A 26914-nucleotide genomic window follows, 5' to 3' on the forward strand; every position below is an offset into this window, starting at 1 on the left:
GCTCCCACCTTTGTTCTAGTACAATGCTGAATTTGTGTCAGCACGATATCAGGTGAGCGGTGCGACAGCCGCCGAGATTTCCGCAAGCATCGAGTCCGGCATCCGCGACGCCGCCCTCGCCCCCGGCGACCCGCTACCACCGGTACGCGCCCTCGCCGCCGACCTGGCCGTCAGCCCGGCCACCGTCTCCCGCGCCTACGCCGAACTGCGCCAACGCGGACTCATCGTCACCGCCGGCCGGCACGGCACCCGGGTCCGCCCCCGCCCGCCGGTGGCCGCCCGCCGGGCCGCACTACGCCCCCCACCCGCCGCCGGGCTGCGCGACCTGTCCAAAGGCGAACCCGACGCGCGGTTGCTGCCGCCGCTCGGCCCCCACCTCGCCGCGCTCGCCGACACCATCGGCCCCGCCATCAGCTACTCCGACGCCGGCACGCTGCCCGAGTTCGCCGAGGCGGCCCGCCAGCGACTCGCCGCCGACGGCGTGCCCGCCACCGAACTGACCCTCAGCGGCGGCGCGCTCGACGGCATCGAACGACTCCTCACCGCCCACCTGCGCCCCGGTGACGCCGTCGCGGTGGAGGATCCCGGCTGGGCCAATCAGCTCGACCTCATCGCCGCCCTCGGCATGCGCCCGATCGGCGTACCGCTCGACGACGACGGCCCACTGGTCGCGGGCGTCGCCGCCGCGCTCGCGGCCGGTGCCCGGGCGCTCATCGTGACCAGCCGTGCCCAGAACCCCACCGGCGCCGCCGTCTCCGCCGACCGCGCCGCCGCCCTGCGTGCCCTGCTCGCCGGCCGTGCCGACGTCCTGCTGATCGAGGACGACCACGCCGCCGAACTGGCCCGCGTACCGCTGCACCCGCTTGCCGGGGCGACCGCCCACTGGGCCTTCGTCCGCTCGGTGAGCAAACCCTTCGGCCCCGACCTGCGCCTGGCCGTGCTGGCCGGAGACGAGACGACAGTGGCCCGGGTGGCCGGCCGTACCCGGGTCGGCACCGGCTGGGTCTCCACCGTGGCGCAACGGCTGGTGCTGTCCCTCTGGCGCGACCCGGCGGTGACCGCCCTGATCGAACGGGCCGCCGACAGCTACGAACGTCGCCGCCGCGGACTCGTCGACGCCCTCGTCGAACGCGGCCTGACCGCACACGGCCGCAGCGGCCTCAACGTGTGGGTGCCGGTGACCGACGAAACCGTCGCCTCCACCGTGCTGCGCGACGCCGGCTGGCTCGCCGCCCCCGGCGCCCTCTTCCGCATCGCCAGCCCACCCGCCCTACGCCTCACCGTCAGCCCCCTCACCGAGCCGGACCTCCACCCCCTAGCCCACACCCTCACCCAAGCCGCCCACCCCACCCCACCCCCCACCTTCACCACCTAACCCCCACCCTCGCCGCGTGCCCCACCCCGCACCCCCGCGCGCCCCGGCAGCCCCGCACGCCCTCACGCGCCCACCCCCGCCCCCCGCCCCCGCGATCTTGCACTTTCCGTCGGGGCGTAACGGTCATATCAGCCTAAGAAGGCGACAGGAAGTGCAAGATCGGCGCGGCCTGGTCGACGCGGACGGTGCAGTCGAGCGATCACGACGGCACGGGCGGCACCGTCGGCCCGCGCCCTCGCCCGCGCCCGCGCGATCTTGCACTTCCTGTCGGGGTGTAACGGTCATATCTGCACCAAAGGGGGACCGGAAGTGCATGATCGACGCGGTCTTGTCGGTGTGGACGGTGCGGTCGACGTGATCGACGATGGCGTGGCGCGTGGGGGGTGGGGGGTGGGGGTGGCGGCGTGGCGTGGGGGCGACTGCGTGGGGGGTGTGGGTGGAGTAGGGGTGGGGAGTGGTGTGGAGGGTGGGACGGGTAGAAAGGTCGGCATGGTCGAGATTGCGCCTGGTGCCCAGCAGTTCATTCCGCCGCAGGCGGACACTCTCGACGAACTGCGGGCGGCGGCTGCCGGTTGTCAGGGCTGCGAGCTGTACCGCAACGCTTCACAGACCGTCTTCGGCCGGGGAGACGCCACGGCCCGGGTGGTCTTCGTCGGTGAACAGCCCGGCGACATGGAGGACCAGAAGGGCCTGCCCTTCGTCGGCCCCGCAGGTCGACTGCTGCGCCGCGCCGTCGACGACGCCAAGCTGGACCCCGGCCACATCTACCTGACCAATGCGGTGAAGCATTTCCGGTTCGAGCTGCGCGGCAAGCGGCGGATCCACCAGACCCCGGACCGGGTGCACATCACCGCCTGCCGACCCTGGTTGGTCGCCGAGTTCACCAAGCTGAACCCGCAGGTCATCGTGGTGCTCGGCGCGACCGCCGCGAAGGCGCTGCTGGGCCCGAGCTTCCGGGTCACCCGTCAGCGCGGCGAGCTGCTGCCCTGGCCGGCCGCCGCCGAGCACCCTGAGGATTTCCAGCGGGTGCCGGTGGACAGCGTCGGGGACACCGCGGACGCCCCGCCGACCCAGCTGCTGGCCACCATCCACCCGTCCGCCGTGCTCCGGGCGGACGACCAGGACAAGGCGTACGAAGGACTGGTCGCCGACCTGACCGTCGCCGCACGAGCCCTCACCTGACCGCTGCGGAATCCGGCCCTGCCGCGCCCGGACCGGCACAGCTGCTGCTCGGGAGTGTCCATGGACTGCACCTCGACGTGGCCGCCGACGGCAGGTACGCCGGTTCGTCGCGAGGCAGCGGAATGCTGACACACTTGCCGCGATGCAGCAGCTCGCGACAGCCTGGCCGGCGGGTCGGGTGCGACCGGTCCACGGCGGCGCCATCGGGATCATGAGGAAAGTCTCGGGCGTGGCCTGGAACTGTGACGGAAGCCGAGGAGAACCGTGACCACCGACGTGACCACCACGGCATCCGCACCGCCCGACATCGGGCCGATCCAGCGGCGTACCCTGCGGCTGCTGTTCAGCACCCAGATCATCGGTGGCATCGGGGTGACCATCGGCATCGCCGTCGGCGGGCTGCTCGCTGCCGAGATCGCCGGCACCGCGGTCTCCGGCCTGGTGCTGAGCGCCGCCGTGGTCGGCGGTGCGCTGCTCGCCATCCCGGTCACCCGGATCATCACCCGGCACGGCCGTCGCCCCGGTCTGGCCTTCGCGTACGGTGTCGGGGCCGTGGGCGGTGCCCTGGTGGTGCTCGCCGCGACGAGCGGGTCGATCCCGCTGCTCTTCCTCGGCATGCTCATGTTCGGTGGCGGCTCCGCGGCCAATCTCCAGGCCCGCTACGCCGCGGTCGATCTTGCCGCACCGGACCGTCGGGCTCGGCAACTGTCACTGATCGTCTGGGCCACCACGGTCGGCGCGGTGGCGGCACCGAACTTCGCCGCGCTCGCCGACCGGGCCGGCGGGGGGTTGGGACTGCCACCACTGTCCGGCCCGTTCGCCTTCAGCACTGTGGCGTTCCTGCTGGCTGCCGGCGTACTGCTGCTGTTGTTACGACCTGACCCGCTGCTCACCGCCCGCCGGCTCGCAGCGGCCCGGACCGGCACCGACCCCGCCACCGGGCCGGGCGGCACCGGGCCGGCCGGGGCGGTGGCCGCCGAGGCCGGTGCGGCGACGCCGGTCAAGCTGCCCGCCGCGCCGTCGGCCGGGCGCGGCGCGGGCCTGCGTGCCGGCTGGCTGGTGGTACGCGCCCAGCCCGCCGCCCGGCTCGGTGTCGCCGCCGTGGCGGTCGGCCACCTGGTGATGGTGGCGGTGATGGCGATGGCCCCGGTGCACCTGCGGGACCACTATCCCGTCGAGGATGTGCTTCCGGTGGTCGGACTGGTGCTCAGCCTGCACATCGCCGGCATGTACGCGTTGGCGCCGGTGGTCGGCTGGCTGGCCGACCGGCTCGGCCGGCGCGGGGTCATCCTGGGCGGGGTCGGCATGCTGCTGGCTGCCTGCGCGGTCGCCGGCACCGCCGGGCACAGCACTGTCCGGCTCGCCGTCGGGCTGGTGCTGCTCGGGCTGGGTTGGTCGGCGACCATGGTGGCCGGTTCCACCCTGCTGTCGGAGTCGGTGCCGGACGCGATCCGTCCCCACGCGCAGGGCCTGTCCGACCTGCTGATGGGGCTGGCCGGCGCGCTGGCCGGGGCGGTCAGCGGGTTTGTCATGCAGTGGGCGGGCTATCCGGTGCTGAGCCTGCTCGCCGCGGTCGCGGTGGCGCCGCTGCTGGCGCTAGCGTTGCGTCCGGTGCGGCCGGGCGCACCGGACGAGGAGGGTCGGGCAAAGTGCGGCTGACCGATTTCTGGACGCGACTGGAGGAGGCGTTCGGGCCGGGCTACGCGGCCAGTATCGCCAGCGATCAGGTGCTGTCGCAGCTCGGTGGGCGCACCATCGAGCAGGCCTTCGCCGACGGTGAGCAGACGCACGTGGTGTGGCGTGCGGTGGTCGCCGCCTACCCCGACCGGGTGCCGACCCGGCTACGCTGAGCAGTCGATTCGTTACTTCCGCGTGTCTCTTGCCGACTCGTACACCTGTTCGGCTATTGTCCACAGGCAGGTGCTCGTCCACAGGCCACGGCAGGTCGGCTGGTTTTCTGTCGGACCCAGCGCCTAGCGTGTGTCGCGTGACGCGAAGCTCAGGAAAGACGCCGGCGAAGGCAGGGGTGGCAACGATGGCGGCAGGGCCTGACCGGGAGAAGGCGCTCGACCTTGCTCTCGCTCAGATCGACAAGCAGTTCGGCAAGGGCTCGGTGATGAGGCTGGGGGAGCGGCCGGTCGTGCAGACCGCGATCATCCCCACCGGCTCCATCGCGCTCGACGTCGCGCTCGGCGTGGGCGGTCTGCCCCGCGGGCGGGTCATCGAGATCTACGGCCCGGAGAGCAGCGGTAAGACCACGGTTGCCCTGCACGCGGTGGCCAACGCCCAGCGCAACGGCGGCATCGCCGCCTTCATCGACGCCGAGCACGCGCTCGACCCGGAGTACGCCAAGGCCCTCGGCGTCGACACCGACGCCCTGCTGGTCTCCCAGCCGGACACCGGTGAGCAGGCGCTGGAGATCGCGGACATGCTGGTCCGCTCCGGCGCGCTGGACATCATCGTCATCGACTCGGTCGCCGCGCTGGTGCCGCGCGCCGAGATCGAGGGTGAGATGGGCGACAGCCACGTGGGTCTGCAGGCCCGGCTGATGAGCCAGGCGCTGCGGAAGATCACCGGTGTACTCAACAACACCGGCACCACCGCGATCTTCATCAACCAGCTCCGCGAGAAGATCGGGGTCATGTTCGGCAGTCCCGAGACGACCACGGGTGGTCGGGCGTTGAAGTTCTACGCCTCGGTCCGGCTGGACGTGCGGCGCATCGAGAGCCTGAAGGACGGCACCGACGTGGTCGGTAACCGCACCCGGGTCAAGGTCGTGAAGAACAAGGTCGCTTCCCCGTTCAAGCAGGCCGAGTTCGACATCATGTACGGCAAGGGCATCTCCCGCGAGGGTTCGCTGATCGACGTCGGTGTCGAGCAGGCGATCATCCGGAAGTCCGGTGCCTGGTACACCTACGAGGGCGACCAGCTCGGCCAGGGCAAGGAGAAGGCCCGCGAGTTCCTCCGGGAGAACCCGGACGTGGCCGCCGAGATCGAGAAGAAGATCCTGGAGAAGCTCGGCGTCGGGGTGGGCGCGGGCGATGCCGCCGGTGGCCCGGAGCTGCCGCCGGTCGACTTCTGATCTGATCAGTGGCTGGACGACGTGCCCGCACGGGGCGGGGCTGGGACGCCAGTCCGCCCCGCACGGGCGATCCCACACCGCGTCCGCGCCGGGGCCGCCGCACGTCCGGTGACGAGTCCACACCGGGCCCCGGTGCCGTCGGGCGGGCCGACGCCGACCAGGCGACTGACACCCCTCGGGACGAGGCCGAGGTGGCCCGGGAGATCTGCCTGCGGCAGCTTGCGGTCCGCCCTCGGACCCGTGCCGAGTTGGCCACGGCGATGGCCCGGCGGGGCATCTCCGAGGAGACCGCCGACGCGGTGCTCGACCGTTACGACGAGGTCGGCATCATCGACGACGCCGCGTTCGCCCGAGCCTGGGTGAGCAGCCGGCACGCCGGTCGTGGGCTGGCGCGTCGGGCGTTGGCCAACGAGCTACGGCAACGTGGAGTGGACGGTGACACAGCCAGCGCGGCGCTGGAGGAGTTGGACGAGAGCACCGAGGCGGAGACGGCCCGTGCGCTTGTCGACCGCAAGCTGCGTACCGCCCGTGGTGAGCCGGACGCGGTGTTCCGGCGGCTGGTCGGCATGCTGGCCCGCAAGGGTTACCCGCCGGGGGTGGCGATTCGGGCCGTGAAGGACGCACTCGCGGCGCAGAGCGCCGAGGCGGCCGAGTTCGCCGAGCAGATCGACGCCGACGCCCTCGCCGATACCGAGGGGTGATCGCCGACCGGCTTGGTCGAGAGGAGGTGCGAGGTGTTGCTGGCCTGCCTCAACGGTGACCGTGGTCGTGACTCCCACCCTGACGTGCCGTTGAGCCCGACCGAGTTGGCGGCCGACGCGGCCCGGTGTGCCGGGCTCGGTGTCGGTGCGGTGCACGTCCACCCGCGTACCGCCGACGGGGTTGAGTCGTTGCGTCCGGCGGACATCGCCGACGCGGTCGTGGCGATCCGTGCCGCGGTGCCGGGCCTGCCGGTGGGGGTGAGCACCGGGGCGTGGATCGAACCGGATCCGCTCGCCCGGGCGGCGGCGGTCGGTGCCTGGACGGTGCTGCCCGACTTCGCCTCGGTCAACGCGCACGAGCCGGGGGCGGAGGCGGTCGCGCGGGCGCTGCACGAGCGGGGCGTGATGGTGGAGGCCGGGCTCTGGACGGTGCCGGCGGTCGAGGCGTACCGCGGATGGCGGGTGCCGGTCGGTCGGGTGCTTGTGGAATGCATGGCGCCGTCGTCCGAGTCTGCCCTGGCCGAAGCGGCGGCTATGCTCGACGCGCTCGCGCCGTCGGGGCACGGTGGGCACCTCGATGCCGGTCTCGACACCGGGTCACCGGTGTTGTTGCACGCCGAGGGTGCCGGCGTCTGGGTGGTGTTGGCGGAGGCGGTCCGGCGAGGCCTGGACACCCGCATCGGGCTGGAGGACACGCTCCGGCTGCCCGACGGGTCGCTCGCGCGGGACAATGCCGCTCTGGTGGCCGCTGCCGTGGCGTTGGGTGCCGGCTGACCGTGCGGTAGGCGGCGGCAGCGCGGCCCAACGGGCAGTCGAACGTCGCGATTGTCCGCAGCCGCCCGACTCGTCATCAGCGCAGCGTCACTGTGCAACTTCTCTCCGTCCGGGTGGTTTGATCATGACTTCTTGACCGGACGCCGTCAGAGACCTAGCCTCGCCATAAAGGCTCACATTGCCCGACCAAGCGCAGGCTAAGCGCACAACATAGATCGCGTAACAGAACAGCATCACTTTGGCCAGCAGGAACGGCCACTGACGCCAGCTTCGGACAGGCCGGTCCGGGGCCGAGGCGACAACTGCACCTGGCCTGCCGACGGTTCGAGGGACACCGTCGGCGGGGAGAGCTATCCACGGCCTGCGCTCCGGTCGGGCGTCCAGAGCCGTAGGAACACGCCCACCGGCGGATTCCTACGGCGCGACGTTCAGGGGAGGCGCGCCATGGCGAGGCGACAGAGGTTCACCGGGTGGCCAGCATGAGCGAGCGTTGCGAACCGGCTGGCGCCGACTCCGGCGCTGCCGACGAGGGTGAGCAGAGTTCAGGGCACCCGGAACCGGCGTTTCGAGGGCGTGCCGAGTCGGGCCGTCGGGCGGCTCGGCGGAGCGGAGTGCCGGCATGAGGGCGCTGGACGTCGTACTCCTGATCGTCGTGTTGGTGTTGACCCTGGTGGTGCTCGCCGCGGCGGTCTTCGGTGCGCGGGTGCTGCGTGGGTTGCAGACGCGGCCGGCGCCGGAGGATCCGGCGTACATCGCGGAGAAGGATCGCCAGGAGCAGTCGCTGGCCGCGTTGCGGACGGCTGCCGACGAGGCGAACAGCACGATCGACGTCGCGAAGTCCGCCGCGGCTGCGGCCCGCACCGAGGCGGCGGCGGCCAAGGCGGAGGCGAAGGCGGCCCGGGCGGAGGCCCGTCGGGTCCTTGACGACGCCCGCGCCGAGGCGGACACGGTGCTCGAACGGGCGCACAAGCAGGCCGAGGCCGATGCCGAGCAGTTGCGGACCGCGGCCCGGCGCAGCGGCGAGCGGGAGGTGGCGGTGCTCGCCGCGACCACCCGGGAGCAGGCGGCCGAGGTGGAGCGGCGGGCGGCCCGGATGGACGAGCGGGAGCGGATGCACACCGAGGAGGTGGAGCGGCTGGCCGAGCGGGAACGGCAGCTGACCGCCGCCAGTGCCGCGCTCGCCGCCCGGGAGGCGGCCCTGGATGCCCGGGAGAAGGAGCTGGCCGAGGCGGAGAGCCAGCGGCGTCGGGAGTTGGAGCGGGTCGCGGGGTTGACCGCCGACAGCGCGCGGGCCGAGCTGGTGGAGGCGATCGAGGGCCAGGCCAAGCGGGAGGCCGCGCTGCTGGTACGGGAGATCGAGTCGGATGCCCGGTCCACCGCGGAGCAGCGGGCCCGGCACATCGTGGTCGACGCGATCCAGCGGGTGGCAAGTGAGCAGACCGCGGAGAGCGTGGTCAGCGTGCTGCATCTGCCGGGTGACGAGATGAAGGGTCGGATCATCGGCCGGGAAGGCCGCAACATCCGCGCCTTCGAGTCGGTGACCGGGGTCAACCTGATCATCGACGACACCCCGGAGGCGGTGCTGCTCTCCTGCTTCGACCCGGTGCGCCGCGAGGTGGGTCGGTTGACGTTGGAGAAGCTGGTGCTGGACGGGCGGATCCACCCGCACCGGATCGAGGAGGTGCACGACCTGGCCCGGCAGGAGGTGGACCAGCTGTGCCAGCGGGCCGCTGAGGACGCTCTGGTCGAGGTCGGCATCACCGAGATCCACCCGGAGCTGGTCACCCTCCTGGGCCGGTTGCGCTACCGCACGTCGTACGGGCAGAACGTGCTCAAGCATCTGGTGGAGACCGCGCACATCGCCGGCATCATGGCCGCCGAGTTGCGCCTCGACGTGCCGTTGATCAAGCGGTCGGCGTTCCTGCACGACATCGGCAAGGCGCTCACCCACGAGGTGGAGGGCAGCCACGCCATCATCGGTGCCGACGTGGCCCGCAAGTACGGCGAGAGTGAGGACGTGGTGCACGCCATCGAGGCGCACCACAACGAGGTGCCGCCGCAGACCGTCGAGGCGGTGCTGACCCAGGCGTCGGACGCCTGTTCGGGCGGCCGGCCGGGGGCGCGGCGGGAGAGCCTGGAGGCGTACGTCAAGCGGCTGGAGCGGATCGAGGAGATCGCGGCCGGCAAGCTCGGCGTGGAGAAGGTCTTCGCCATGCAGGCGGGCCGGGAGATCCGGGTGATGGTCAAGCCCGACGACGTCGACGACATCGGCGCGGCGGTGCTGGCCCGGGACGTGGCCAAGCAGATCGAGGAGGAGCTGACCTATCCCGGTCAGATCCGGGTGACCGTGGTCCGCGAGTCCCGGGTCACCGAGATCGCCCGCTGACGGAGGATCCAACCGGGACGGCGGGGATGAACCGTGCCGTCCCGGTTGGGTCCTCCACTCAGCCTCTTAAGAACGGCCGCTGACGCTCCTGCAACGCCTTGGCCGCGCTTCGACGACGGGCGCGTTGTGTCATCGCTGTAGTGCCTGCACCGGAGGGATGCGGGCGGCCCGAGCCGCCGGGACGAGGCCCGCCAGTAGACCGGCGATGGTGCTGGCCGTGCAGGCGAACAAGGCGGACCGGATCTCGACGGCTGGTGTCCAGCCGTTGACGACGGACACGATTGAGATGGTCAGCACGCCGAGCAGGGCACCGACGGCTCCACCCAGCCCGCCCAACACAGTGGTTTCCAGGACCAACTGACCGAAGATGTGGCGTCGCCGCGCTCCGACTGCCCGTCGCAGACCGATCTCTCCCGTGCGCTGTGCTACGCCACTTGTCGCAGCGTTACCGATCGAGATGGTGCCCATCAGCAGGGCAACGCCGCTGATCAACAGCGTCGTCCTGGTGGTGCTGCCCTCGATCTCCTGGCGCAGTGTGCGCGGATCCGGCGGCGCAACGGCTCTCAACTCGGCCGGCGCTTCTGGGCGGAGAGCCAGCGGTGCCTGCCTGCCGATGAGTTGCGCCGCGCCGGGCGACGTCTCCACCAGCACGTCCCTCTTTGCCGGCTGGCTGGCGCCGGATTGATCGAGGCGTTCCGCCGCCGAGTACGGCACGATGGCCGCAGCCATGGCCTCCGGTCTGCGTTCGACGTCGTGAAAGATCCCGACCACGGTATGGGCCTGATCGGCCACGAAAACCGCGACGCCGGTCCGATGGATTCCGAGTTGGCGTGCCACCGTGGTGGAGAGCATGACCACCGGTGTGGCATGGCGTTCGTGGAACTCGCCGAAGCTTCTTCCCACGGTCAGCCGGGGTGCCATTACCTGCAACGCCGACGGGTCCGCGCCGATCACGGGTACGCCCGTCGACGATTGCCGAAGGTCGATCATCCGACGCATCGGACGCTCCCCGAGACTGACCCGCCGTCCGGCGGCCACGACGCCGTTGAGCCGGGTGAGTCGACCAATGGCCGCATCCTGAAGCCACCCGTCCGTCGTCGCCTGGTCTTCCGGTTCGACCAGGACCTCGGTGGCTCGCCGCAGATCAAAGGCGGTGGAAACCTGCTGGTTGAGCGTGGAGCCGAGACCGAGGCTGGCCACGAACGCAGCCGCGCCGAGGATCGTGCCAACGACCGTTACGAGTGATCGGCCGGGGTTGCTGAGTACGGAGACAGATGCCTCCCGGAACAGATCGCGGATGTCCAGCCGGGACCGCTCGATCCCTAGGCGCCCGATCTCGTCGCGTTCCTTGCGCCGTCTCGTCCTCACGTCTCGTCCACGACACCGTCGGTGACACGAAGCCGGCGGCGGGCCTCCGATGCGACCTGCGAGTCGTGGGTCACCACGATCAGGGTCAGCCCGTCCTGATTGAGTTGCCGCAACACGGCGAGAACCGCAGCGGTGTTCGTGGTGTCGAGGTTGCCGGTCGGTTCGTCGCAGAAGAGGACTCGGGGGCGTGCCGCGACCGCGCGGGCGATCGCTACCCGTTGCTTCTCACCACCGGAAAGCTGGCGGGGGTCGGCGTGCATGCGATGGGACAGGCCCATACGCTCCAACGCCTCGGTCGCCATCGACCGCCGTTGCCGCCGCGTGTGCGGTCCGTACAGCATCCCAAGCTCGACGTTTTCCACAGCCGTGCGTCCGGGGAGCAGGTGGAATGCTTGGAAGACGAATCCGAAGAGCTGGCCACGGATGGCGCCGAGGGTGGCGGGCCCGCAGTCCGCCGTCTCCATCCCGCCGATCAGGTAGGAGCCGGCCGTGGGTACGTCGAGCAGGCCGACAAGGTTGAGCAGTGTCGACTTGCCGGACCCGGAGGGGCCGGTGATCGAGATGTAGTCGCCCTGCTCGACACGCAGGTTTGTGGCGCGCAGCGCATGAACGGGCTGGCCGTCCTGATAGGTGCGCGAGACGTCGCGGAGAACCAGCATGGATCAGCCACCCGCCGTCTGCTCGCCGACCAGCACTGCGGCACCGGCGGCGACTGGCGGCGGGATCGGTTCCCGGAGTTCGACCCAGCCGCCCGCGATGTGTCCCGTCACCACCGTGACGTCGGTTGTCGCGTCGCCCCCGTCCACGAGTGTGACGAACATCGAGCCGTCGGGGCGGGAGTAGATGGCCGACACCGGCACGGCCAGCACCTCCTCAGCGGCGGAAGTCCGGACATCCAGCCGTACCGACCGGTTCGCAGATCCGGTCATCGGCACCTCGGTGAACTGCAGCCGTATCTCTATGCCGGTCTGGCCGTCGGGGCTCGACATCGCCTGGTCGCTGACCTCACTGACGCTCGCCTTCGTACGCGTCTCACCAAGCTCGTCGATGACGTCGACCTGTTGGCCGGGCCGAATGAGTGCTGCTTGATCCACAGCCGCGGTGGCGACGATGACAGGCGCTCGGCCGTCAAGTTCGACTATCGGCGTTTTGGGGTCTGCCAAGGTCTGTCCGACCCGCACATGAACCATGCTGACACGACGGCCCGTCCGGTCGATCACGACTACGGCGGACTGCGGCATCTGCACGGCACGTGACTGCCCGGAAGGCCGATCTTCCTGCGCTGAGCCCAGCCGGTAGCCGCGGTCACGGTAGAACTTCGCCAGCTGCCGCAGAGTCGCGCCATCGAGCACCCCGGACGTCGGCGCGGAATAGCCAGTACGGCGCAGCGCCCGCTGGACCTCCACGACGTCCGGTCCCTGGGCGCCGGCGGTGAGGTCGCGGTAGAGCGGGAACCGGAGTGCCAGGGCGAACAGCGGCTCCCCGGAGCGCTCAAGCAGTACCTGCCCCTCCCGTATCCGGTCGCCCTTGCGCACGGGCACCTTCGTCACCACGCTGCTCGGGCCCATCGCGGCGGGCGGAGCGAGCACCCGCACACTCGCCCCCGGCTGGACACGCCCCCGAAGCACGACCGGCTCGACCAGCTTGCGCCGCTCCACCACCGCCGTCACCAGCGAAGGCGAAGGCGGCGCGGCGTCGGCAGCCAGTTGGTTCGGCGACCGCAGGGCCGGACCGACCAGAACCGCGCCGGCGGTGACCAGCAGGACAGCAGCCAGAAAGAGCACGACAAGGCGGACGGCGCGCCGTCGTCGAATGACGAGGGCGTCGACGGGGATCACGGGGCGCCGATCAGTTCGGCGGCCTGCTTCGCGATGCGCGTAACCTGCGGGTTCAGCTCCATGAAAGAGGACTCGTACTTGTCGACGAGTTCCCGTTGGACCTCAACCGCTGTCTGAAGTTGCAGTTTGTCGATGCCGGTCTGCTGCCGGCACTCGAACCAGGCGACCGCGAGGGCGCTTTCCACCGGACCGGCCTGATACTGGGTCGCAGGCACCGCAGGCCCCACCTCGACAGTTCCAGGTACCTGCTTGGGCTGCCAGCGATCCAGGCCTTCAGCGGCATCTACACCGACGGGAACACCGAAGAGTCCCGGGTTCGGCGTCTGGAGGAACTCCTGTTCGCTCCTCGGCCGGTGGCCCTTGTCGTCAAGGCAGGACAGCAGCTTCTGCCATGCCGAGACGCCCATCCGCTCATTGATGGTCCGCGAGAGGGGTTGGCTCAGCTTGTTTCCCAGGTCGAAGTAGCCGTAATACACATTCTTGGCGTCATCCGAAAGGGCTTTCCAGGCGTCATCAGTGCAGCTGTCGTAGGCTCTGTCATAATTCGGATCGAAGCTGACGACCGAAGGTGGTGCCGACAGCGAGTCTCGGCCAAAACCAACTCGTTTCGCTTCTTCGACTGAAGTGGGACCGAAGGTGCGGGCTGTGATGATCAGATGCCGGAACGGATTCCGGGGTTGTCCCAGCATGACGTTCAGGTTCTGTGGATAACCGGCCTTGGCCAGGCATTTGTTCCGAACCTTCAGCTGCGCGTAGTCGATCTGCCCGATCTCTTCGCCCAGGAAGAGTGAGAAAGGATGGTCCGAGCTTGCCGCCGACATATCTGCGGGCGGATCATCCGCGGAACTGGAGCATGCCGTGGCGAACGACGATATGGTGATGAGAGCGACCAGCCACCCGGCACTCGTGCGCCTGCGAACTTTCACTTGATCCCCTCGAAAAATGACCACTTCCTGTGCGTCGGCGGGCACGCCGTTTCGGCGTGCCCGCCGATGGACGATCAGGCGCAGCGCTTGTGCGAGTTGTTACGAGGACTGATGGCGGCCCGGAAGTCGCGCGGGAAGGTGGTGTACGGGGTGGCGTAGTTCGCCAGGTCGTACACGGTGACGGCGCAGGTGGTGTCCCTGTTCCAGAGGCCCTCTGCGTCGTCCTTGATCACGAAAGCGGGGTACAGATCCGGGATGTTCGACCAGTAGTCGTTTCCGTGGTTCGAGTCGTTGTACCAGAAGTGCCGTTGGTACGAGCTGGTGGAGAAATTGTCGTAGATCCACTGGAAACAGATCTCGCCCTTGTTGCAGGCGGCCTTCGAATCGCCTCTGTCGGCTTGCGCCGGTGCGGCGGCAATTGCCACTGCGGCGGCACCTGTCATGGCGGCGGCGATGATCTGGCGTACTCGCATGCACTCTCCTCGAACGTCGAGGGGCCGCGCGGAATTGTGGCAGGAGCGTATGCGTCGCACCTGAACCGTTGAGCCCCCGTTGGTTGCGCTCCGGAAATATGCGGAACGCCCCGAGCGTCGAGGTGACCGAGGCATGCACAATCCGGTGGCGCAAAATTGCCAGCACGGAGCCTCAAGCAGGCTGAAAGCAGCAGCAGTCGCTGCTGGCTGAAACTGTAAGAATCCCCGTGTGGTCCCAGTTCGGGGGAACCTGAACCCCGTTGGGACATATGAATGATGGCCGATTTCCCGTCGCTTGGCAAGGTCGGCGGCAGGCTGCTCTACTTCGATCTGGTCGTTTTTGGTGCTTATCGGCGGAGGGGCGGTGAAGTCGACTGCGACATCGAGCCATGCGAACGTCAGGTCTCGGGGAGAAGCAACCCCCTGTGGGCCGCCGGGGCACCCCCGCCATCAGGGACGCGGCCACAGACGAACAAGCGGGGCCGGCCCATCTGGGCCGGCCCCGCTTCGGGTATGTCGACTTCGGCTCAGCCCTGCGGCTCGACGACTGTGGAGCTGGCAGTGCCGGCGCGCTGCCGTGGCACCCGCACCCGACGGGTGCCGGTGCGCCGCTCCAGCCAACCGGCGAACCAGGTGAGGATGGAGTTGATGATGATGTAGATGACCGCGATCACCATGGCTGCCGGGATGATGTTGCCGTAGTTGGCGGCGAGGTCGTTGACGCCGCGCTGGAGCAACTCGGGGTAGGCCACGATGTAGCCGAGCGCGGTGTCCTTGAGCAGCACCACCAGCTGGCTGACGATGATCGGCAGCATGGCCCGGGCCGCCTGCGGGATCAGGATCAGCTGCATGACCTGGGTCTTGCGCATGCCGATCGCGTACGCCGCCTCGGACTGCCCGCCGGGCAGGGACCGGATGCCGGCCCGGAACGCCTCGGCCAGCACCGACCCGTTGTAGAGGGTCAGACCGATCACCACTGACCAGAACGCGGTCACCGGCTGCTTGATGACGTACGGCAGGCCGTAGAAGACGAAGAAGATCATCAGCAGCAGCGGTACGGCCCGGAAGAACTCCACGACCGCGCCGGCGGGGATGCTGATCCACTTGTGCTCGGAAAGCCGCCCGACGGCGAAGATGATGCCGAAGGCGAGCGAGAGCAGCATGCCGACCCCGGCCGCCTTCAGGGTGGCCCACAAGCCCGGCAGGATGAACTGCGTCCACGTCTTCGGCTCGGCGAAGGGCTTCCAGAGCCACCCTTCCCACTGGTTCGCCTGGTCGAACTTGCTGTAGATCCAGTAGACCAGCCCGACCAGGGCGACACCGAAGATCACGCTCAGGACGGTGTTGCGAACCTTGGCGCGGGGTCCCGGGTGGTCGTAGAGGACGCTGCTGGTGCTCATCAGCGCTTCACCGCCAGACGGTTGGCCAGCCAGCCGAAGAAGTAGCCGGTGGGAATGAGGATCGCGGCGAACGTGCCGGCGAAGACCAGGAAGATCGGGATGACCGCGTCACCGTTGAAGTTGATCAGGTCCTTCATGACACTGGAGGACTCCATCAGCCCGATCGTGCCGACGATTGTGGCGTTCTTGCAGAGCGCGATCAGGATGCTGCCGAACGGCGCGATCACCGAACGCGCGGCCTGCGGCAACACCACGATCCGCAGGGTCTGTGCGAAGGTCAGCCCGATCGCGCGGGCCGCCTCGGCCTGCCCGGTCGGCACCGTGTTGATGCCGGAACGGACCGCCTCGCAGACGAACGCCGCGGTGTAGGTCGACAGGCCGATGACCCCGAGCCAGTAGATGTTCAGGAAGAGATCCTGCGACAGGCTCAGCCCGAGGGTGACGAACAGACCGAAATAGCAGAAGAAGATGACCAGGGTCAGCGGGGTGTTGCGGAAGATGTTGACCCAGGCTGCACCGAAGCCGCGCAGCACGGGTACGGGGGAGACCCGCATCGCGGCCAACAGCACGCCGAGCACCAGCGCGCCGACGGCGGACGCGCCGGTCAGCTTGAGGATCCAGAGGAAGCTCGACAGGAACGCGTCGAAGTTCTTCGGATCAGAGAATACGTGCATGCTTCGGCTCCCGGGGCACGTGTCGGCGGCCGGTGACAGGCCGGAGCCGGCACCCACTCAGGATGCCGGCTCCGGTACCGGTCATGCGCCGCAGTGGGTCAGCTTGGTGGTGTCCAGCTCGGGCGCGGGGGTGCCGCTCTTGCCCAGGGTGGCGTCCCAGGCAGCCTTGTAGCTGCCGTCGGCGGCGGCGGCCTTGAGGATCTCGTTGACCTTCTCGCAGCCGGTGGTGTCGTCCTTCTTCAGGCCGATGCCGTACGGCTCGTCCGAGAAGGTGCTGCCGACGACCTTGAACTTGCCGGCGTACTGGTCCTGCGCGGCGTAGCCGGCGAGGATGATGTCGTCGGTGGTCACGGCGTCAACCTGGCCACCGTCGAGCAGCGGCAGGCACTTGGAGTACGAGTCGAACTGCTGCAGCCGGGCGTCCGGGTAGTTCTCCTGGATCCGCTTGGCCGGGGTCGAGCCGCTGACCGAGCAGACCGTCTTGCCGGCCAGCTGGTCCGGGCCGGTCAGGGTGGAGTCGGACTTGACCAGCAGGTCCTGGCCGGCGATGTAGTACGGGCCAGCGAAGTTGATCTTCTGCTTGCGCTCGTCGTTGATGGTGTAGGTGGCCACCACCAGGTCGACGGTGCCCTGCTCGATGAAGGGCTCACGGTTGGCCGACACGGTGGTCTTCCACTCGATGTTGCCCGCGTCGACGCCGAGGCCCTTCGCGATGATCTTGCCGATCTCGATGTCGAAGCCCTCGTACTGGCTACCGGTCTGCAGGCCCAGGCCCGGCTGGTCGGCCTTGACGCCGATGACCAGCTTCTTCTGGCTCTCGGCCTTGCCGACGATGCCGGTGGCGCCGGAGCCGCTGCCGGCCTCGTCGCTGTCGCCGCCGCAGGCGGCCATGGTGACCGCAAGACCGGCAGCAGCGGCGATTGCCGCCATACGCTTCATTCGCATTTGTTCTCCTTCTGGAACGGGAGCCTGCCGGGCCACGGCACACTCCGCTACGGGGGGCCTTTAGTGCGTGAGGATTTTGGAGAGGAAGTCCTTGGCGCGCTCGCTGCGCGGGTTGGCGAAGAACTCCGCCGGGGCCGCGTCCTCGACGAGCTTGCCGTCGGCCATGAAGATGACCCGGTTGGCGGCGTGCCGCGCGAAGCCCATCTCGTGGGTGACCACGACCATGGTCATGCCGTCACGGGCGAGCGAGGTCATGACGTCCAGCACCTCGCCGACCATCTCCGGGTCCAAGGCGCTGGTGGGCTCGTCGAAGAGCATCGCCTTGGGCTGCATGGCCAGCGCCCGGGCGATCGCGGCACGCTGCTGCTGACCGCCGGAGAGCTGGGCCGGGAACTTGTCGGCCTGGTTGGCGATGCCCACCCGGTCGAGCAGGGCGAGACCTCGCTCACGGGCCGCGGCCGGCTTCTCCTTGCGCACCTTGACCGGGCCCAGAGTGACGTTCTCCAGGATCGTCTTGTGCGCGAAAAGGTTGAAGGACTGGAACACCATGCCGACCTCGCTGCGCAGCTTGGCCAGTGCCTTGCCCTCCGCAGGCAGCTTCTGCCCGTCGAAGGTGATGGTGCCCGAGTTGATCGGCTCAAGTCGGTTGATCGTGCGGCACAGGGTCGACTTGCCGGAGCCGGACGGGCCGATCACCACGACCACTTCGCCACGACCCACCGACAGTGAGACGTCGTCCAGCACGTGCAGCGGCCCGAACCACTTGTTGACCGAGTCGAGCACGATGAGCGGTTCGCCCGTCGCCACGTCGTCCACCGTCCCCCTCGTTACTTTCGGGGTCGGTCGACCCCTGGATGACGGCCACTGTAGGCGGGGTGACGTGGCTGAACACAACTCAGATGGTCACGGAGCGGTAACACCGTGGCGGATCGCGTCCCGGCGTCCGAAATTGCCCGCTCCGGGTGGCGTCACGGGCCGGTGATGTAGATCATGTGAGGGTGGCCGAGCAGGTGCGATTGACCAGGTACGCCCGGGGTGGCGGATGCGCGTGCAAGATCCCGCCGGGCGAGTTGGAGGCGATGGTGGCCGGTCTCGGCCCCGCCGCCGGCTCCGCGGATCTGCTGGTCGGGCTGGAGCACGGCGACGACGCCGCCGTGGTCCGGCTCGACGAGCGGACAGGCGTGGTGAGCACCGCGGACTTCTTCACCCCGGTGGTCGACGACGCCTACGACTGGGGCCGGATCGCCGCGACCAACGCGCTGTCGGACGTGTACGCGATGGGCGGCGAGCCGCTCGTCGCACTCAACCTGCTCTGTTGGCCACGGGAGGTGCTTCCGCTGGAACTGGCGCGGGAGGTGCTGCGGGGTGGGCTGGACGTCGCCCGCGCCGCCGGCTGCCACCTGGCCGGTGGGCACAGCGTCGACGACGACGGTCCGAAGTACGGCCTGGCCGTCACCGGGCTGGTCCGCCCCGACGAGCTGATCACCCTCGACGCCGGGCGGGCCGGACTGCCCCTGTCGCTGACCAAGCCGCTCGGAGTCGGCGTCCTCAACACCCGGCACAAGAACACCGGTGAGAGCTTCCCCGAGGCGGTCGCGGCCATGACCACGCTGAACCGGGAGGCGGCCCGGGCGGCGGTCGCGGCCGGAGTGCGGTGCGGAACCGATGTGACCGGATTCGGTCTGCTCGGCCATGCCTCGAAGCTGGCCCGCGCCAGCGAGCTGACGGTGGCCATCGACATCGACCGGGTGCCCTACCTGGCCGGTGCCCGGGAGGCCGCCCGGGACGGGTACGTCAGCGGTGGCTCGCGCCGCAACCTGGAGTGGGTCACGCCGTGGACCGACCTGGCCGCGGCCGGGGAGATCGACCGGTTGTTGCTGGCCGACGCGCAGACCTCGGGCGGTCTGCTGGTGGCCGGCGAGATTCCCGGCGCACCCGTGATCGGTGAGCTCCTGCCCCGCGGCGACCACCTGGTCGTCCTGCGCTAGCCCGAGGTCCGGTCGCCACCCACCCGGTCGCCCTGCCCGAGTGTCGTCGGCGTCGGCAGCGGTCTGGTCACCCTGCGCCCGAGGTGCCGACGTCGGCGCTGGCAGCGGTCTGGTCGATCTGCGCGCGAGGTGCCGGCGTCGGCGCTGGCGCGCGGCGAGCCGTGCGGGGGAGCGGGCACGATACCCGATAAACTGTCACCTTCCCGCTACCCACAGCGATGTGCTGCGGGGAAATTTGCCCAGAATGGTCACAGACCGGTAACTTGCCCCCGCCTGGGGGCAAATGCCCCGCACCATCGTGGGTAGGGCCCGATCCCGAGGCCCGTCGGACGAGCACAGCGAGGAGGCGGCATGACCGAGCTGTGGAACTGGAGAATCGACCAGGTACGACCGGTGGAGGTCTACCCGGCACTGGCCGATGCGCTCGGTCGGGTGGTGATGCCCCTGGCCGTCGCCGACCCGGTGCGGCTGCCCACGTACGCGGTGGTCTGCGATGTCTGGCAGGCGCCAGGGGAGTTCGCCACGATCGTGGACTGCTACGGCGTGCCCGACGGCCTGCCCGAGCTGCCCAGCATCGCGGCCCTGGCCCGGCTGCTGGACCGCAACTGCCTGGTGCGCGACGACACGCTCGACGAGACCCGGCACCTGCTTGTCGCGCCGGACGGCAGCATCCGCCCGGTGCACTTCGACGTGCAGGAGACCGACGACGGCGAGGTGCTCAGCAACCGGCGGCTGTGCACCGAGGCCGACCCGCGCTGCCGAGGCTGGTCACGCTGCCACCGGTCCCGCTGGGCCCCCGACTCGGTGAACCCCGCCCTCGCCGCCGCCTGAGCACATCACGGGGCCTGAGCGTTAACAGGGGCCCCTTGCTCTACCGCAGGCGTTAACAAGGTGCCCTTCCTTACCGGCCGCGGACGACGAGGTCGTCGAGGAGGGTGCGGGTGGCGGCGGCGACGGCGGTCACCGCGGCGTCGAACGCGGCGGCGTTGTGCGCCGCCGGCGCGCGGAAACCGGAGATCTTCCGCACGTACTGCAACGCCGCGGCCTCCACGTCCGCGTCGGTGACCTCCGGGGTGTACGGCTCACGCAGGGTCTTGATGCTTCGGCACACGGCTCCTCCTCGTTCCGTTCGATCACAGGGCGCCGGATACGCTGTGCACGTCATGACTACCGCAGCGGCGGGCGGCCCGCGCACCTATCAGGTGCGCACCTACGGCTGCCAGATGAACGTCCACGACTCCGAGCGCATCTCCGGGCTGCTGGAGCAGGCCGGCTACGTCCGTGCGGGCGAGAGCGACGACTCCCCGGACGTGGTGGTGTTCAACACCTGCGCGGTCCGGGAGAACGCCGACAACCGCCTGTACGGCAACCTCGGTCATCTGCGTCCCGTCAAGGACCGGCATCCGGGGATGCAGATCGCGGTCGGTGGCTGCCTGGCCCAGAAGGACCGGGGCGACATCGTCCGCAAGGCGCCCTGGGTGGACGTCGTCTTCGGCACGCACAACATCGGTTCACTGCCGGTGCTGCTGGAGCGGGCCCGGCACAACACCGCCGCCGAGGTGGAGATCCTCGAATCCCTCGACGTCTTCCCGAGCACCCTGCCCACCCGCCGCGAGTCGACGTACGCCGGCTGGGTGTCGATCTCGGTGGGCTGCAACAACACCTGCACGTTCTGCATCGTGCCCGCTCTGCGCGGCAAGGAGAAGGACCGCCGCCCCGGCGATATCCTCAGCGAGGTACGCGCCCTGGTCGACGAAGGCGTGCTGGAGGTGACCCTGCTCGGGCAGAACGTCAACTCCTACGGCGTGGAGTTCGGCGACCGGTACGCCTTCGGCAAGCTGCTGCGGGCCTGCGGGGACATCGACGGGCTGGAGCGGGTGCGGTTCACCAGCCCGCACCCGAAGGACTTCACCGATGACGTGATCGCGGCGATGGCCGAGACGCCGAACGTCTGCCACTCGCTGCACATGCCGTTGCAGTCCGGCTCCGACGACGTGCTGCGCGCGATGCGCCGGTCGTACCGGGCCGAGCGCTACCTGGGCATCATCGACAAGGTCCGCGCGGCGATGCCCGACGCCGCCATCACCACCGACATCATCGTCGGGTTCCCCGGCGAGACCGAGGCGGACTTCGAGCGCACCCTGGACGTGGTCCGGGCGGCCCGGTTCTCCTCCGCCTTCACCTTCCAGTACTCGAAGCGCCCCGGCACGCCGGCCGCGACCATGGACGGTCAGCTGCCCAAACAGGTCGTGCAGGAGCGTTACGAGCGGTTGATCGCCTGCGTCGAGGAGATCACCTGGGCGGAGAACAAGAAGCTGGTCGGCGAGGCGGTCGAGGTCCTGGTCGCCGTCGGCGAGGGCCGCAAGGACGAGCGCACCGGGCGGCTGTCCGGGCGGGCCCGCGACGGGCGTCTCGTGCACTTCGACGCCGGGTCGTACGCCGGGGCGATCCGTCCGGGCGACATCGTGCACACCGTGGTCACCTACGCCGCACCGCATCATCTCAACGCCGACGGGGAGCCGCTGTCGCACCGGCGTACCCGCGCCGGCGACGCGGCCGAGGCGGGGCGTACTGCGCGTACCCCCGGGGTGTTGCTCGGCCTGCCCACCATCGGCGCGCCGGCCGCGGCGCCCGAGCCGACGACGGGCTGCGCCGTCTCGCACTGAGCCGGTCGTTCAACCCGCTGAGCCGGGCCGACCGGGTCTGATCGAGCCGGTCGGGGCCCGGCGAACCGGACCCCGACCGTCGTACGGTCAGACCGAGATCCGGCCGGCGCCCGCGCCGCCCGTCACGATCGACTTCACGCTGCTCGCACCGTCCAGGGTGTAGCCGTACGGGATGCCGGCCACGCTGCCGCCGGACTGCCCGCTGCCCGAGTTGACGAAGTGGTTGTTGCGGGCCACCAGGGAACCCGGCCCGGAATCGCCCTCACCCCGGTGGAACGGGTCCGGGGTGTTCTCGAAGTAGTTGCCCTCGACCAGCACGCCGGCGTTCATCGTGGACGCCACGCCGTAGCCGCGCACGTTGCTGTAGAAGTTGTTGTAGACGTGCACCGGGTTGCCGAAGCGGACCCGCGGGTTGCGCTGGTTGCTGCCGTCGAACCAGTTGTGGTGGTAGGTGACCCGCAGCTTGCCGGTGTCCTGGCTGCCGTTGCTGTCGCTGTGCCCGAGCAGCATCGCCTTGTCGTGGCTGAAGATCCGGTTCCAGGACACGGTGATGAAGTCCGACCCGCGCTTGATGTCGACCGCACCGTCGTAGCCGCTGCTGAAGGTGTTGTGGTCGACCCAGATGTTGGTGGCCGACTGCTCGATGTTGATCGCGTCGTCGCCCCAGTTCCGGAAGGTCAGGTTCCGGATGATCACGTTGCGGTCGCCGTTGATGGTGAAACCGCAGCCGACGATCGTGGCGCCGGCGTTGCCGAGGATGGTCTTGTTGGACCGTACCCGCAGCATCCCCGAGCAGTTGATGGTGCCGGAGACCCGGATCACCGCCGCGCTGCTGGAGTTCAACGCGCTGGTAAGCGCCGAGGCGCTGGTGACCGTGGTGGTGCCGGCGCTGCCGCCGCCGGTGGTGCCGCCGTTCTGGGTGGCCCAGCCGACCAGCCCGGTCTGCGGTGCCGGGTTGGGCGGGGGAGTGGTGCCGCCGCCACCCAGCCGGATCAGCTGCCAGCGCTGGTTCGCGCCGTCGAGATCCGCGTACTGCGAGACGACGCCCCCGTCAGCGGTGGACCACTGCCACACTTCCAGGGCCTTGCTGCTGTGCCGGTTGACGAACCGTACGTCGCCGTTGGCGGAGTCCGCGAGCCGCCAGTGCTGCTTGGTGTCGCTGCTCGCGGTGACCTGGGTGACCTGCACGCCGTCGTTGGAGTTCGGGACGGCGACGACCTTGCCGGAGTGCCGGTTGCGCAGCTGGTAGTAGCCGTTGCCCACGTCGACGAACTGGAACTGCTGGTTGTTGCCGTCGGTACGGGTGAACTGCCGGATCTCACCGCCGTCGGCAGTGGACCAGTTCCACAGGTCCATCGCCTTGCCGCTGTTGCGGTTGACGAACACGTACTGAGCGCTGGTGTCCACGGTGGCCGCCGAAGCAGGGCTCACCGCCACCGCGACGACCGCCGCGGGCAGTGCGACAGCCGTTGCGGCCAGCACCGCCAGTCGCCGGGTCAGGCGACGTGTGACGCTTGCAAGCACGGTCAATCTCCTCATCCTCTGGGTACGCGGAACGGGTCGGACGACGCGCGTCAGGGCGTCACGGACGGGCTGCCGGCACCGGCAAGGTCCGTGACGCGAGTGGCCGCGGCGACCATGGATGGTGGTGGAGCGCTGCGGCGTACGCCTGGATGCGTCGTCGGCGTGCGGTCGGCAGGAGTACGCCCCGACATCGGAGGCTGCCGTGCCCGGCGGCAGCGATGCCGGTGACGGACGCAGAATCTGCGCCCTGCCGTCGGATGAACTGGTCGAAAACCGGCTCCCGTGCCCACCCCGTAAGGGCAACCGCTTTCCTCAGATAATCACAGATCGACGTCGATGTAAATGTCGAACGTTAACATCGCCGTGACCAGCGGCAATAGAGACGGAAAGCCCCCGGTTCCAGCCGGAACCGGGGGCTTTCGACGGGTTCAGCTCAGCCGGCCTGCTCCGCCAGCTGGAGGAACTGACGCTTGGAGGCCAGCGCCTGCTCGGCCTCCTTGATCCGCCGGTTGTCGCCGGCGGCCTGAGCGCGGGCCAGCCGCTCCTCGGCCTCGGCGACCTGGGCCCGCATCTGGGCCAGCAGCGGGTTGTCCTCGCGGCTGGTCCGACGCCACGCCGAGTCCATCACCTCGCGGACCTTCTCGTCGACGGCGCGCAGCCGGCGCTCCAACCCGGCAGCCGCCTCACGCGGTACCCGACCGGCCTCGTGCCACTGCGCCTGGATGTCACGCAGCTTGGCCTGGGCGCCCTTGGGGTCGCCCTCGATGTCGAGCGCCTCCGCCTCGGCGAGCAGCGCCTGCTTGCGCTCCAGGTTGGCGCGCTGCTCGTTGTCCCGCGCCGAGAAGACCTCGCTGCGCCGGGTGAAGAAGGCGTCCTGCGCGGCCCGGAACTTCTCCCAGAGTCGCTGCTCGGCCTCCTTCGAGGCGCGCGGCGCGGCCTTCCACTGGTTCATCAGGTCCTTCAGCTGGTTGGCAGCCGAAGCCCACTCGGTGGAGTCGGAGACCTTCTCGGCCTCGGCGACCAGCTCTTCCTTGATCGTCTGCGCCTGCTTGCGCTGTGCGTCCAGGGAAGCGAAGTGCGCACCCCGACGACGGGTGAAGCCGTCACGGGCGGCGGCGAACCGCTTCCACAGCTCACCGTCGGTCTTCTTGTCGACCCCCCGGATGGTCTTCCACTCGTCGAGGATCTCCTTGAGCCGGTCGCCCGCGGTCTTCCAGCCGGTCGACTCGGCGGCGAGCTTCTCCGCCTCCTCCACAAGTGCGGTCTTGCGGGCCAACGCCTCGCTGCGGGCCGCCTCCTTGGCGGCCTTGGCCTCGCCGGCCTTCTCCTCGGCCACTGTGGCGAGCCGGTCCAGCCGCGCGGCCAGCGCGTCGATGTCGCCGACCACGTGCGCGTCGGCCAGCGAAGCGCGAATCCGTCGTACGGTGGCCAGTGAATGGTTGGCGTCCGCGGCACCGGAGTTGAGCCGTGCCTCAGTCAGGTTCACCTCGGTCACCAGGTCGGCGAAGCGGCGGGCGAAGTGTGCCAGCCCCTCCTCCGGTGCTCCCGCCTGCCAGGATCCGACCACCCGCTCGCCTTCGGCGGTCTTGACGTAAACGGTGCCGTCCGCGTCCACCCGTCCGAAGGCAGTCCAGTCGCTCATGTGCCCATCCTCGTTCTCCCGGTGCCCCCTGGGAGAACTCTCTCCCGGGCACCGCCACGGCGCAGCCAAGTTTCTCCGGGCATTGTCACAGGTACGCCCCGGTGCGCGTCGAGCGCCTATCGCCGACCGTGACCATACGGTGTCCTAGGCGCTCCCCGGCATCATCCGGACCGGCGAGCCGTCGCCTACCGGTGGTGCCACGCCGCCGGTACTCCGCTGACCTCGCATCGACGTGCCGCCGGCACCGCGTCGAGATGCCGCCGTCGCAGCTCAGCGGGGTCGGCGGCGACCTCGGGTGCACGCCTGCGGCCGCCCGACCGATACGGTTGCCGGGTGCCACTGGTCGCCGCCGCCGTCTGCCCGCACCCGCCGCTGCTGATTCCCGAGGTCGCGGGGGCCGCCGCCGCAGAGTTGGCCGACCTTCGTCGGGCCTGCGACACGGCGGTCACCCGACTGGTCGACTCGGGTGCCGACGAACTGCTCATCGTGGGTGACGGTCCGGACACCCGCCGCTACGACCCGCCGTTCCACGGTTCCCTCGCCGCGTACGGCCTGCCCCTCGAACCGACAGTGGGTCGGCCCAGCCCCGACAGCCGGCCCGACCTGCCGCTGAGCCTGACCATCGGCGCGTGGCTGCTGGGCCGGACCCACCCGGACCCGGCACCCGCGGTGTCGGCCATGTACGCCGTGGCGCCGCAGACCGATCCGGTCTCGTGCGCGCAGCTCGGCGCCGGCTGGGGCGGTGATCGGAACTGGGCGCTGCTGGTGCTTGGTGACGGGTCGGCCTGCCGGGGGGCGGCAGCGCCGGGCTACGCGGATCCACGCGCCGAGGCGTACGACAGCGGGGTCGCCGAGGCCCTGGCCGGCGCGGACCTCGACGCCCTGCTCGACCTGGACCCGGAGCTTTCGGCGCAGCTGCGGGTCGCCGGCCGGGCCGCCTGGCAGGTGCTGGCCGGTGCGGCCCGTGCCGCCGGTGGCGACTGGCGGGGCGAGCTGAGCTATCACGCGGCGCCCTACGGAGTGGCCTACTTCGTGGCCACCTGGGAGCGGCCGTGACCCCGGGCACCGTGCTCGCCGTGGTGGGACCCACCGCGGCGGGTAAGTCGGCGCTGAGCATCGCCCTGGCGCACGCCCTCGACGGCGAGGTGGTCAACGCGGACTCGATGCAGCTCTACCGGGGCATGGACATCGGCACCGCCAAGCTCACAGTCGCCGAACGGGACGGCGTGCCGCACCACCTGCTCGACATCTGGGAGGTCACCGAGCCGGCGAGCGTCGCCGAGTACCAGGCGCTGGCCCGGGCGGCGGTCGACGACATCCTCGCCCGAGGGCGGGTGCCGTTGCTGGTCGGCGGGTCCGGCCTGTACGTGCGGGCGGTGCTGGAGCAGTTCGAGTTCCCCGGCACCGACCCGGCGCTGCGGGCGCGGCTGGAGAACGAACTGGCCACCGTCGGCCCGGCGCCGCTGTACGCGCGGCTGCGCGAGGCCGACCCGGTGGCGGCGGCCGGCATCCTGCCCGGCAACGGTCGGCGGATCGTCCGCGCGCTGGAGGTGATCGAGCTGACCGGGGCGCCGTTCACCGCCGCGCTGCCCGAGCCGACGCCTTACTATCCCGCCGTGCAGATCGGCGTCGACCTGGACACCGCCCGGCTCGATGAGCGGATCGCCGTACGGGTGGACCGGATGTGGGCCGACGGGCTGGTCGCCGAGACCCGGCGGCTGGTCGAGCGGGGCCTGCCCGAGGGGCGTACGGCCAGCCGGGCGCTCGGCTACCAGCAGGTGCTGCGCATGCTGACCGGGGAGTTGACCGAGACCGAAGCCCGTGACGACACCGTACGGGCGACCCGCCGGTTCGTCCGCCGCCAGCGTTCCTGGTTCCGGCGCGACCCGAGGATCCACTGGCTGGACTCGGCCGAGCCGACGCTGGTCGAGGATGCCCTGCGGATCCTGCGTGACGCTGCGCGATGATGA

The 26914-nt window shown here is 70.0% G+C and carries 25 protein-coding genes; 13 read left to right on the top strand and 12 right to left on the bottom strand.

Going from position 1 to position 26914, the window contains the following annotated elements; all coding sequences use genetic code 11:
• Positions 1-34 precede the first annotated feature (34 nt).
• From Vgi01_RS22455 to rny, 8 genes are all read left to right on the top strand, one after another.
• Positions 35-1375, top strand: a complete 1341-nt coding sequence (locus tag Vgi01_RS22455; protein WP_204292262.1) for an aminotransferase class I/II-fold pyridoxal phosphate-dependent enzyme — start codon at positions 35-37, stop codon at positions 1373-1375.
• Between the two features lie 489 nt (positions 1376-1864).
• On the top strand, positions 1865-2557 hold the full coding sequence (locus Vgi01_RS22460; RefSeq protein WP_204292263.1) for a UdgX family uracil-DNA binding protein: 693 nt from the start codon (positions 1865-1867) through the stop codon (positions 2555-2557).
• A gap of 264 nt (positions 2558-2821) precedes the next feature.
• A complete protein-coding gene (locus tag Vgi01_RS22465) occupies positions 2822-4216 on the top strand; it encodes an MFS transporter (RefSeq protein WP_204292264.1) in 1395 nt (464 codons plus the stop codon).
• Positions 4207-4407 (top strand): DUF3046 domain-containing protein, encoded by a 201-nt coding sequence (locus Vgi01_RS22470; RefSeq protein ID WP_102660332.1) that lies wholly within the window; start codon positions 4207-4209, stop codon positions 4405-4407. The genes Vgi01_RS22465 and Vgi01_RS22470 overlap by 10 nt, the downstream gene beginning before the upstream one ends.
• Positions 4408-4592: 185 nt before the next feature.
• Complete coding sequence (recA, locus tag Vgi01_RS22475; RefSeq protein ID WP_119573308.1) at positions 4593-5639, top strand: recombinase RecA; 1047 nt, start codon at positions 4593-4595, stop codon at positions 5637-5639.
• A gap of 8 nt (positions 5640-5647) precedes the next feature.
• Positions 5648-6340 carry a regulatory protein RecX gene (locus Vgi01_RS22480; RefSeq protein WP_102660334.1) on the top strand — a complete coding sequence of 231 codons (693 nt, stop codon included), beginning with the start codon at positions 5648-5650 and terminating at the stop codon, positions 6338-6340.
• Between the two features lie 33 nt (positions 6341-6373).
• On the top strand, positions 6374-7114 hold the full coding sequence (locus tag Vgi01_RS22485; protein WP_102660335.1) for a 3-keto-5-aminohexanoate cleavage protein: 741 nt from the start codon (positions 6374-6376) through the stop codon (positions 7112-7114).
• Positions 7115-7733: 619 nt separating this feature from the next.
• A complete protein-coding gene (gene rny, locus Vgi01_RS22490; RefSeq protein ID WP_013732235.1) occupies positions 7734-9500 on the top strand; it encodes a ribonuclease Y in 1767 nt (588 codons plus the stop codon).
• 129 nt (positions 9501-9629) lie between these two features.
• Here the strand turns inward: rny and Vgi01_RS22495 are convergent, their stop codons facing one another.
• The 9 genes from Vgi01_RS22495 to Vgi01_RS22535 form a co-directional block, all read right to left on the bottom strand.
• Positions 9630-10868 carry an ABC transporter permease gene (locus Vgi01_RS22495; RefSeq protein WP_204292265.1) on the bottom strand — a complete coding sequence of 413 codons (1239 nt, stop codon included), beginning with the start codon at positions 10866-10868 and terminating at the stop codon, positions 9630-9632.
• On the bottom strand, positions 10865-11527 hold the full coding sequence (locus Vgi01_RS22500; protein WP_204292266.1) for an ABC transporter ATP-binding protein: 663 nt from the start codon (positions 11525-11527) through the stop codon (positions 10865-10867). The genes Vgi01_RS22495 and Vgi01_RS22500 overlap by 4 nt, the downstream gene beginning before the upstream one ends.
• A 3-nt stretch (positions 11528-11530) precedes the next feature.
• On the bottom strand, positions 11531-12706 hold the full coding sequence (locus tag Vgi01_RS30810; protein ID WP_239089106.1) for an efflux RND transporter periplasmic adaptor subunit: 1176 nt from the start codon (positions 12704-12706) through the stop codon (positions 11531-11533).
• Positions 12703-13677: a hypothetical protein gene (locus tag Vgi01_RS22510; protein ID WP_204292267.1), complete on the bottom strand. Its 975-nt coding sequence runs from the start codon at positions 13675-13677 to the stop codon at positions 12703-12705. The genes Vgi01_RS30810 and Vgi01_RS22510 overlap by 4 nt, the downstream gene beginning before the upstream one ends.
• 29 nt (positions 13678-13706) lie before the next feature.
• Positions 13707-14105 carry a hypothetical protein gene (locus tag Vgi01_RS22515; protein WP_102660340.1) on the bottom strand — a complete coding sequence of 133 codons (399 nt, stop codon included), beginning with the start codon at positions 14103-14105 and terminating at the stop codon, positions 13707-13709.
• Positions 14106-14632: 527 nt separating this feature from the next.
• Entirely contained in the window at positions 14633-15505 is an 873-nt protein-coding gene (locus tag Vgi01_RS22520) for an amino acid ABC transporter permease (protein WP_102660341.1), read from the bottom strand.
• Entirely contained in the window at positions 15505-16179 is a 675-nt protein-coding gene (locus tag Vgi01_RS22525; protein WP_102660342.1) for an amino acid ABC transporter permease, read from the bottom strand. Before Vgi01_RS22525 ends, Vgi01_RS22520 begins: the two co-directional genes overlap by 1 nt.
• An 81-nt stretch (positions 16180-16260) precedes the next feature.
• On the bottom strand, positions 16261-17124 hold the full coding sequence (locus Vgi01_RS22530; protein WP_102660343.1) for a glutamate ABC transporter substrate-binding protein: 864 nt from the start codon (positions 17122-17124) through the stop codon (positions 16261-16263).
• Between the two features lie 60 nt (positions 17125-17184).
• Positions 17185-17940: an amino acid ABC transporter ATP-binding protein gene (locus Vgi01_RS22535; protein ID WP_013732248.1), complete on the bottom strand. Its 756-nt coding sequence runs from the start codon at positions 17938-17940 to the stop codon at positions 17185-17187.
• A 182-nt stretch (positions 17941-18122) separates the two neighbouring features.
• Here Vgi01_RS22535 and selD point away from each other — a divergent pair, with 182 nt between their 5' ends.
• Both selD and Vgi01_RS22545 read left to right on the top strand, forming a co-directional pair.
• Positions 18123-19112, top strand: coding sequence for a selenide, water dikinase SelD (gene selD / locus Vgi01_RS22540; RefSeq protein WP_204292268.1), 990 nt, complete (start codon positions 18123-18125; stop codon positions 19110-19112).
• A 351-nt stretch (positions 19113-19463) separates the two neighbouring features.
• Positions 19464-19943, top strand: a complete 480-nt coding sequence (locus tag Vgi01_RS22545; RefSeq protein WP_102660345.1) for a hypothetical protein — start codon at positions 19464-19466, stop codon at positions 19941-19943.
• A gap of 70 nt (positions 19944-20013) precedes the next feature.
• Here the strand turns inward: Vgi01_RS22545 and Vgi01_RS22550 are convergent, their stop codons facing one another.
• Positions 20014-20223, bottom strand: coding sequence for a DUF2277 family protein (locus tag Vgi01_RS22550; protein ID WP_102660346.1), 210 nt, complete (start codon positions 20221-20223; stop codon positions 20014-20016).
• 52 nt (positions 20224-20275) lie between these two features.
• On the opposite strand from Vgi01_RS22550, the gene miaB reads away from it, so the two are divergent.
• Positions 20276-21778: a tRNA (N6-isopentenyl adenosine(37)-C2)-methylthiotransferase MiaB gene (miaB, locus tag Vgi01_RS22555; protein ID WP_102660347.1), complete on the top strand. Its 1503-nt coding sequence runs from the start codon at positions 20276-20278 to the stop codon at positions 21776-21778.
• Positions 21779-21865: 87 nt separating this feature from the next.
• Here the strand turns inward: miaB and Vgi01_RS22560 are convergent, their stop codons facing one another.
• Complete coding sequence (locus tag Vgi01_RS22560; protein WP_204292269.1) at positions 21866-23302, bottom strand: pectate lyase family protein; 1437 nt, start codon at positions 23300-23302, stop codon at positions 21866-21868.
• Positions 23303-23735: 433 nt separating this feature from the next.
• Complete coding sequence (locus Vgi01_RS22565; RefSeq protein WP_204292270.1) at positions 23736-24944, bottom strand: DUF349 domain-containing protein; 1209 nt, start codon at positions 24942-24944, stop codon at positions 23736-23738.
• A gap of 333 nt (positions 24945-25277) precedes the next feature.
• On the opposite strand from Vgi01_RS22565, the gene Vgi01_RS22570 reads away from it, so the two are divergent.
• Both Vgi01_RS22570 and miaA read left to right on the top strand, forming a co-directional pair.
• On the top strand, positions 25278-26000 hold the full coding sequence (locus Vgi01_RS22570) for a class III extradiol ring-cleavage dioxygenase family protein (protein ID WP_204292271.1): 723 nt from the start codon (positions 25278-25280) through the stop codon (positions 25998-26000).
• The gene (gene miaA / locus Vgi01_RS22575; protein WP_204292272.1) at positions 25997-26911 is read left to right on the top strand and encodes a tRNA (adenosine(37)-N6)-dimethylallyltransferase MiaA; all 915 of its coding nucleotides are present in this window, start codon (positions 25997-25999) and stop codon (positions 26909-26911) included. The genes Vgi01_RS22570 and miaA overlap by 4 nt, the downstream gene beginning before the upstream one ends.
• Positions 26912-26914 lie beyond the last annotated feature (3 nt).

Source organism: Micromonospora gifhornensis (assembly GCF_016863515.1).
GTDB classification, from domain to species: domain Bacteria; phylum Actinomycetota; class Actinomycetes; order Mycobacteriales; family Micromonosporaceae; genus Micromonospora; species Micromonospora gifhornensis.

Excerpts from the sequence above, each read along its gene's own strand:
- Vgi01_RS22460 (WP_204292263.1), top strand. The coding sequence starts at position 1,865 with ATGGTCGAGATTGCGCCTGGTGCCCAGCAGTTCATTCCGCCGCAGGCG.
- miaB (WP_102660347.1), top strand. The coding sequence starts at position 20,276 with ATGACTACCGCAGCGGCGGGCGGCCCGCGCACCTATCAGGTGCGCACC.
- Vgi01_RS22525 (WP_102660342.1), bottom strand. The coding sequence starts at position 16,179 with ATGCACGTATTCTCTGATCCGAAGAACTTCGACGCGTTCCTGTCGAGC.
- Vgi01_RS22500 (WP_204292266.1), bottom strand. The coding sequence starts at position 11,527 with ATGCTGGTTCTCCGCGACGTCTCGCGCACCTATCAGGACGGCCAGCCC.
- recA (WP_119573308.1), top strand. The coding sequence starts at position 4,593 with ATGGCGGCAGGGCCTGACCGGGAGAAGGCGCTCGACCTTGCTCTCGCT.
- Vgi01_RS22515 (WP_102660340.1), bottom strand. The coding sequence starts at position 14,105 with ATGCGAGTACGCCAGATCATCGCCGCCGCCATGACAGGTGCCGCCGCA.
- rny (WP_013732235.1), top strand. The coding sequence starts at position 7,734 with ATGAGGGCGCTGGACGTCGTACTCCTGATCGTCGTGTTGGTGTTGACC.
- Vgi01_RS22565 (WP_204292270.1), bottom strand. The coding sequence starts at position 24,944 with ATGAGCGACTGGACTGCCTTCGGACGGGTGGACGCGGACGGCACCGTT.
- Vgi01_RS22520 (WP_102660341.1), bottom strand. The coding sequence starts at position 15,505 with ATGAGCACCAGCAGCGTCCTCTACGACCACCCGGGACCCCGCGCCAAG.
- Vgi01_RS22530 (WP_102660343.1), bottom strand. The coding sequence starts at position 17,124 with ATGCGAATGAAGCGTATGGCGGCAATCGCCGCTGCTGCCGGTCTTGCG.
- Vgi01_RS22545 (WP_102660345.1), top strand. The coding sequence starts at position 19,464 with ATGACCGAGCTGTGGAACTGGAGAATCGACCAGGTACGACCGGTGGAG.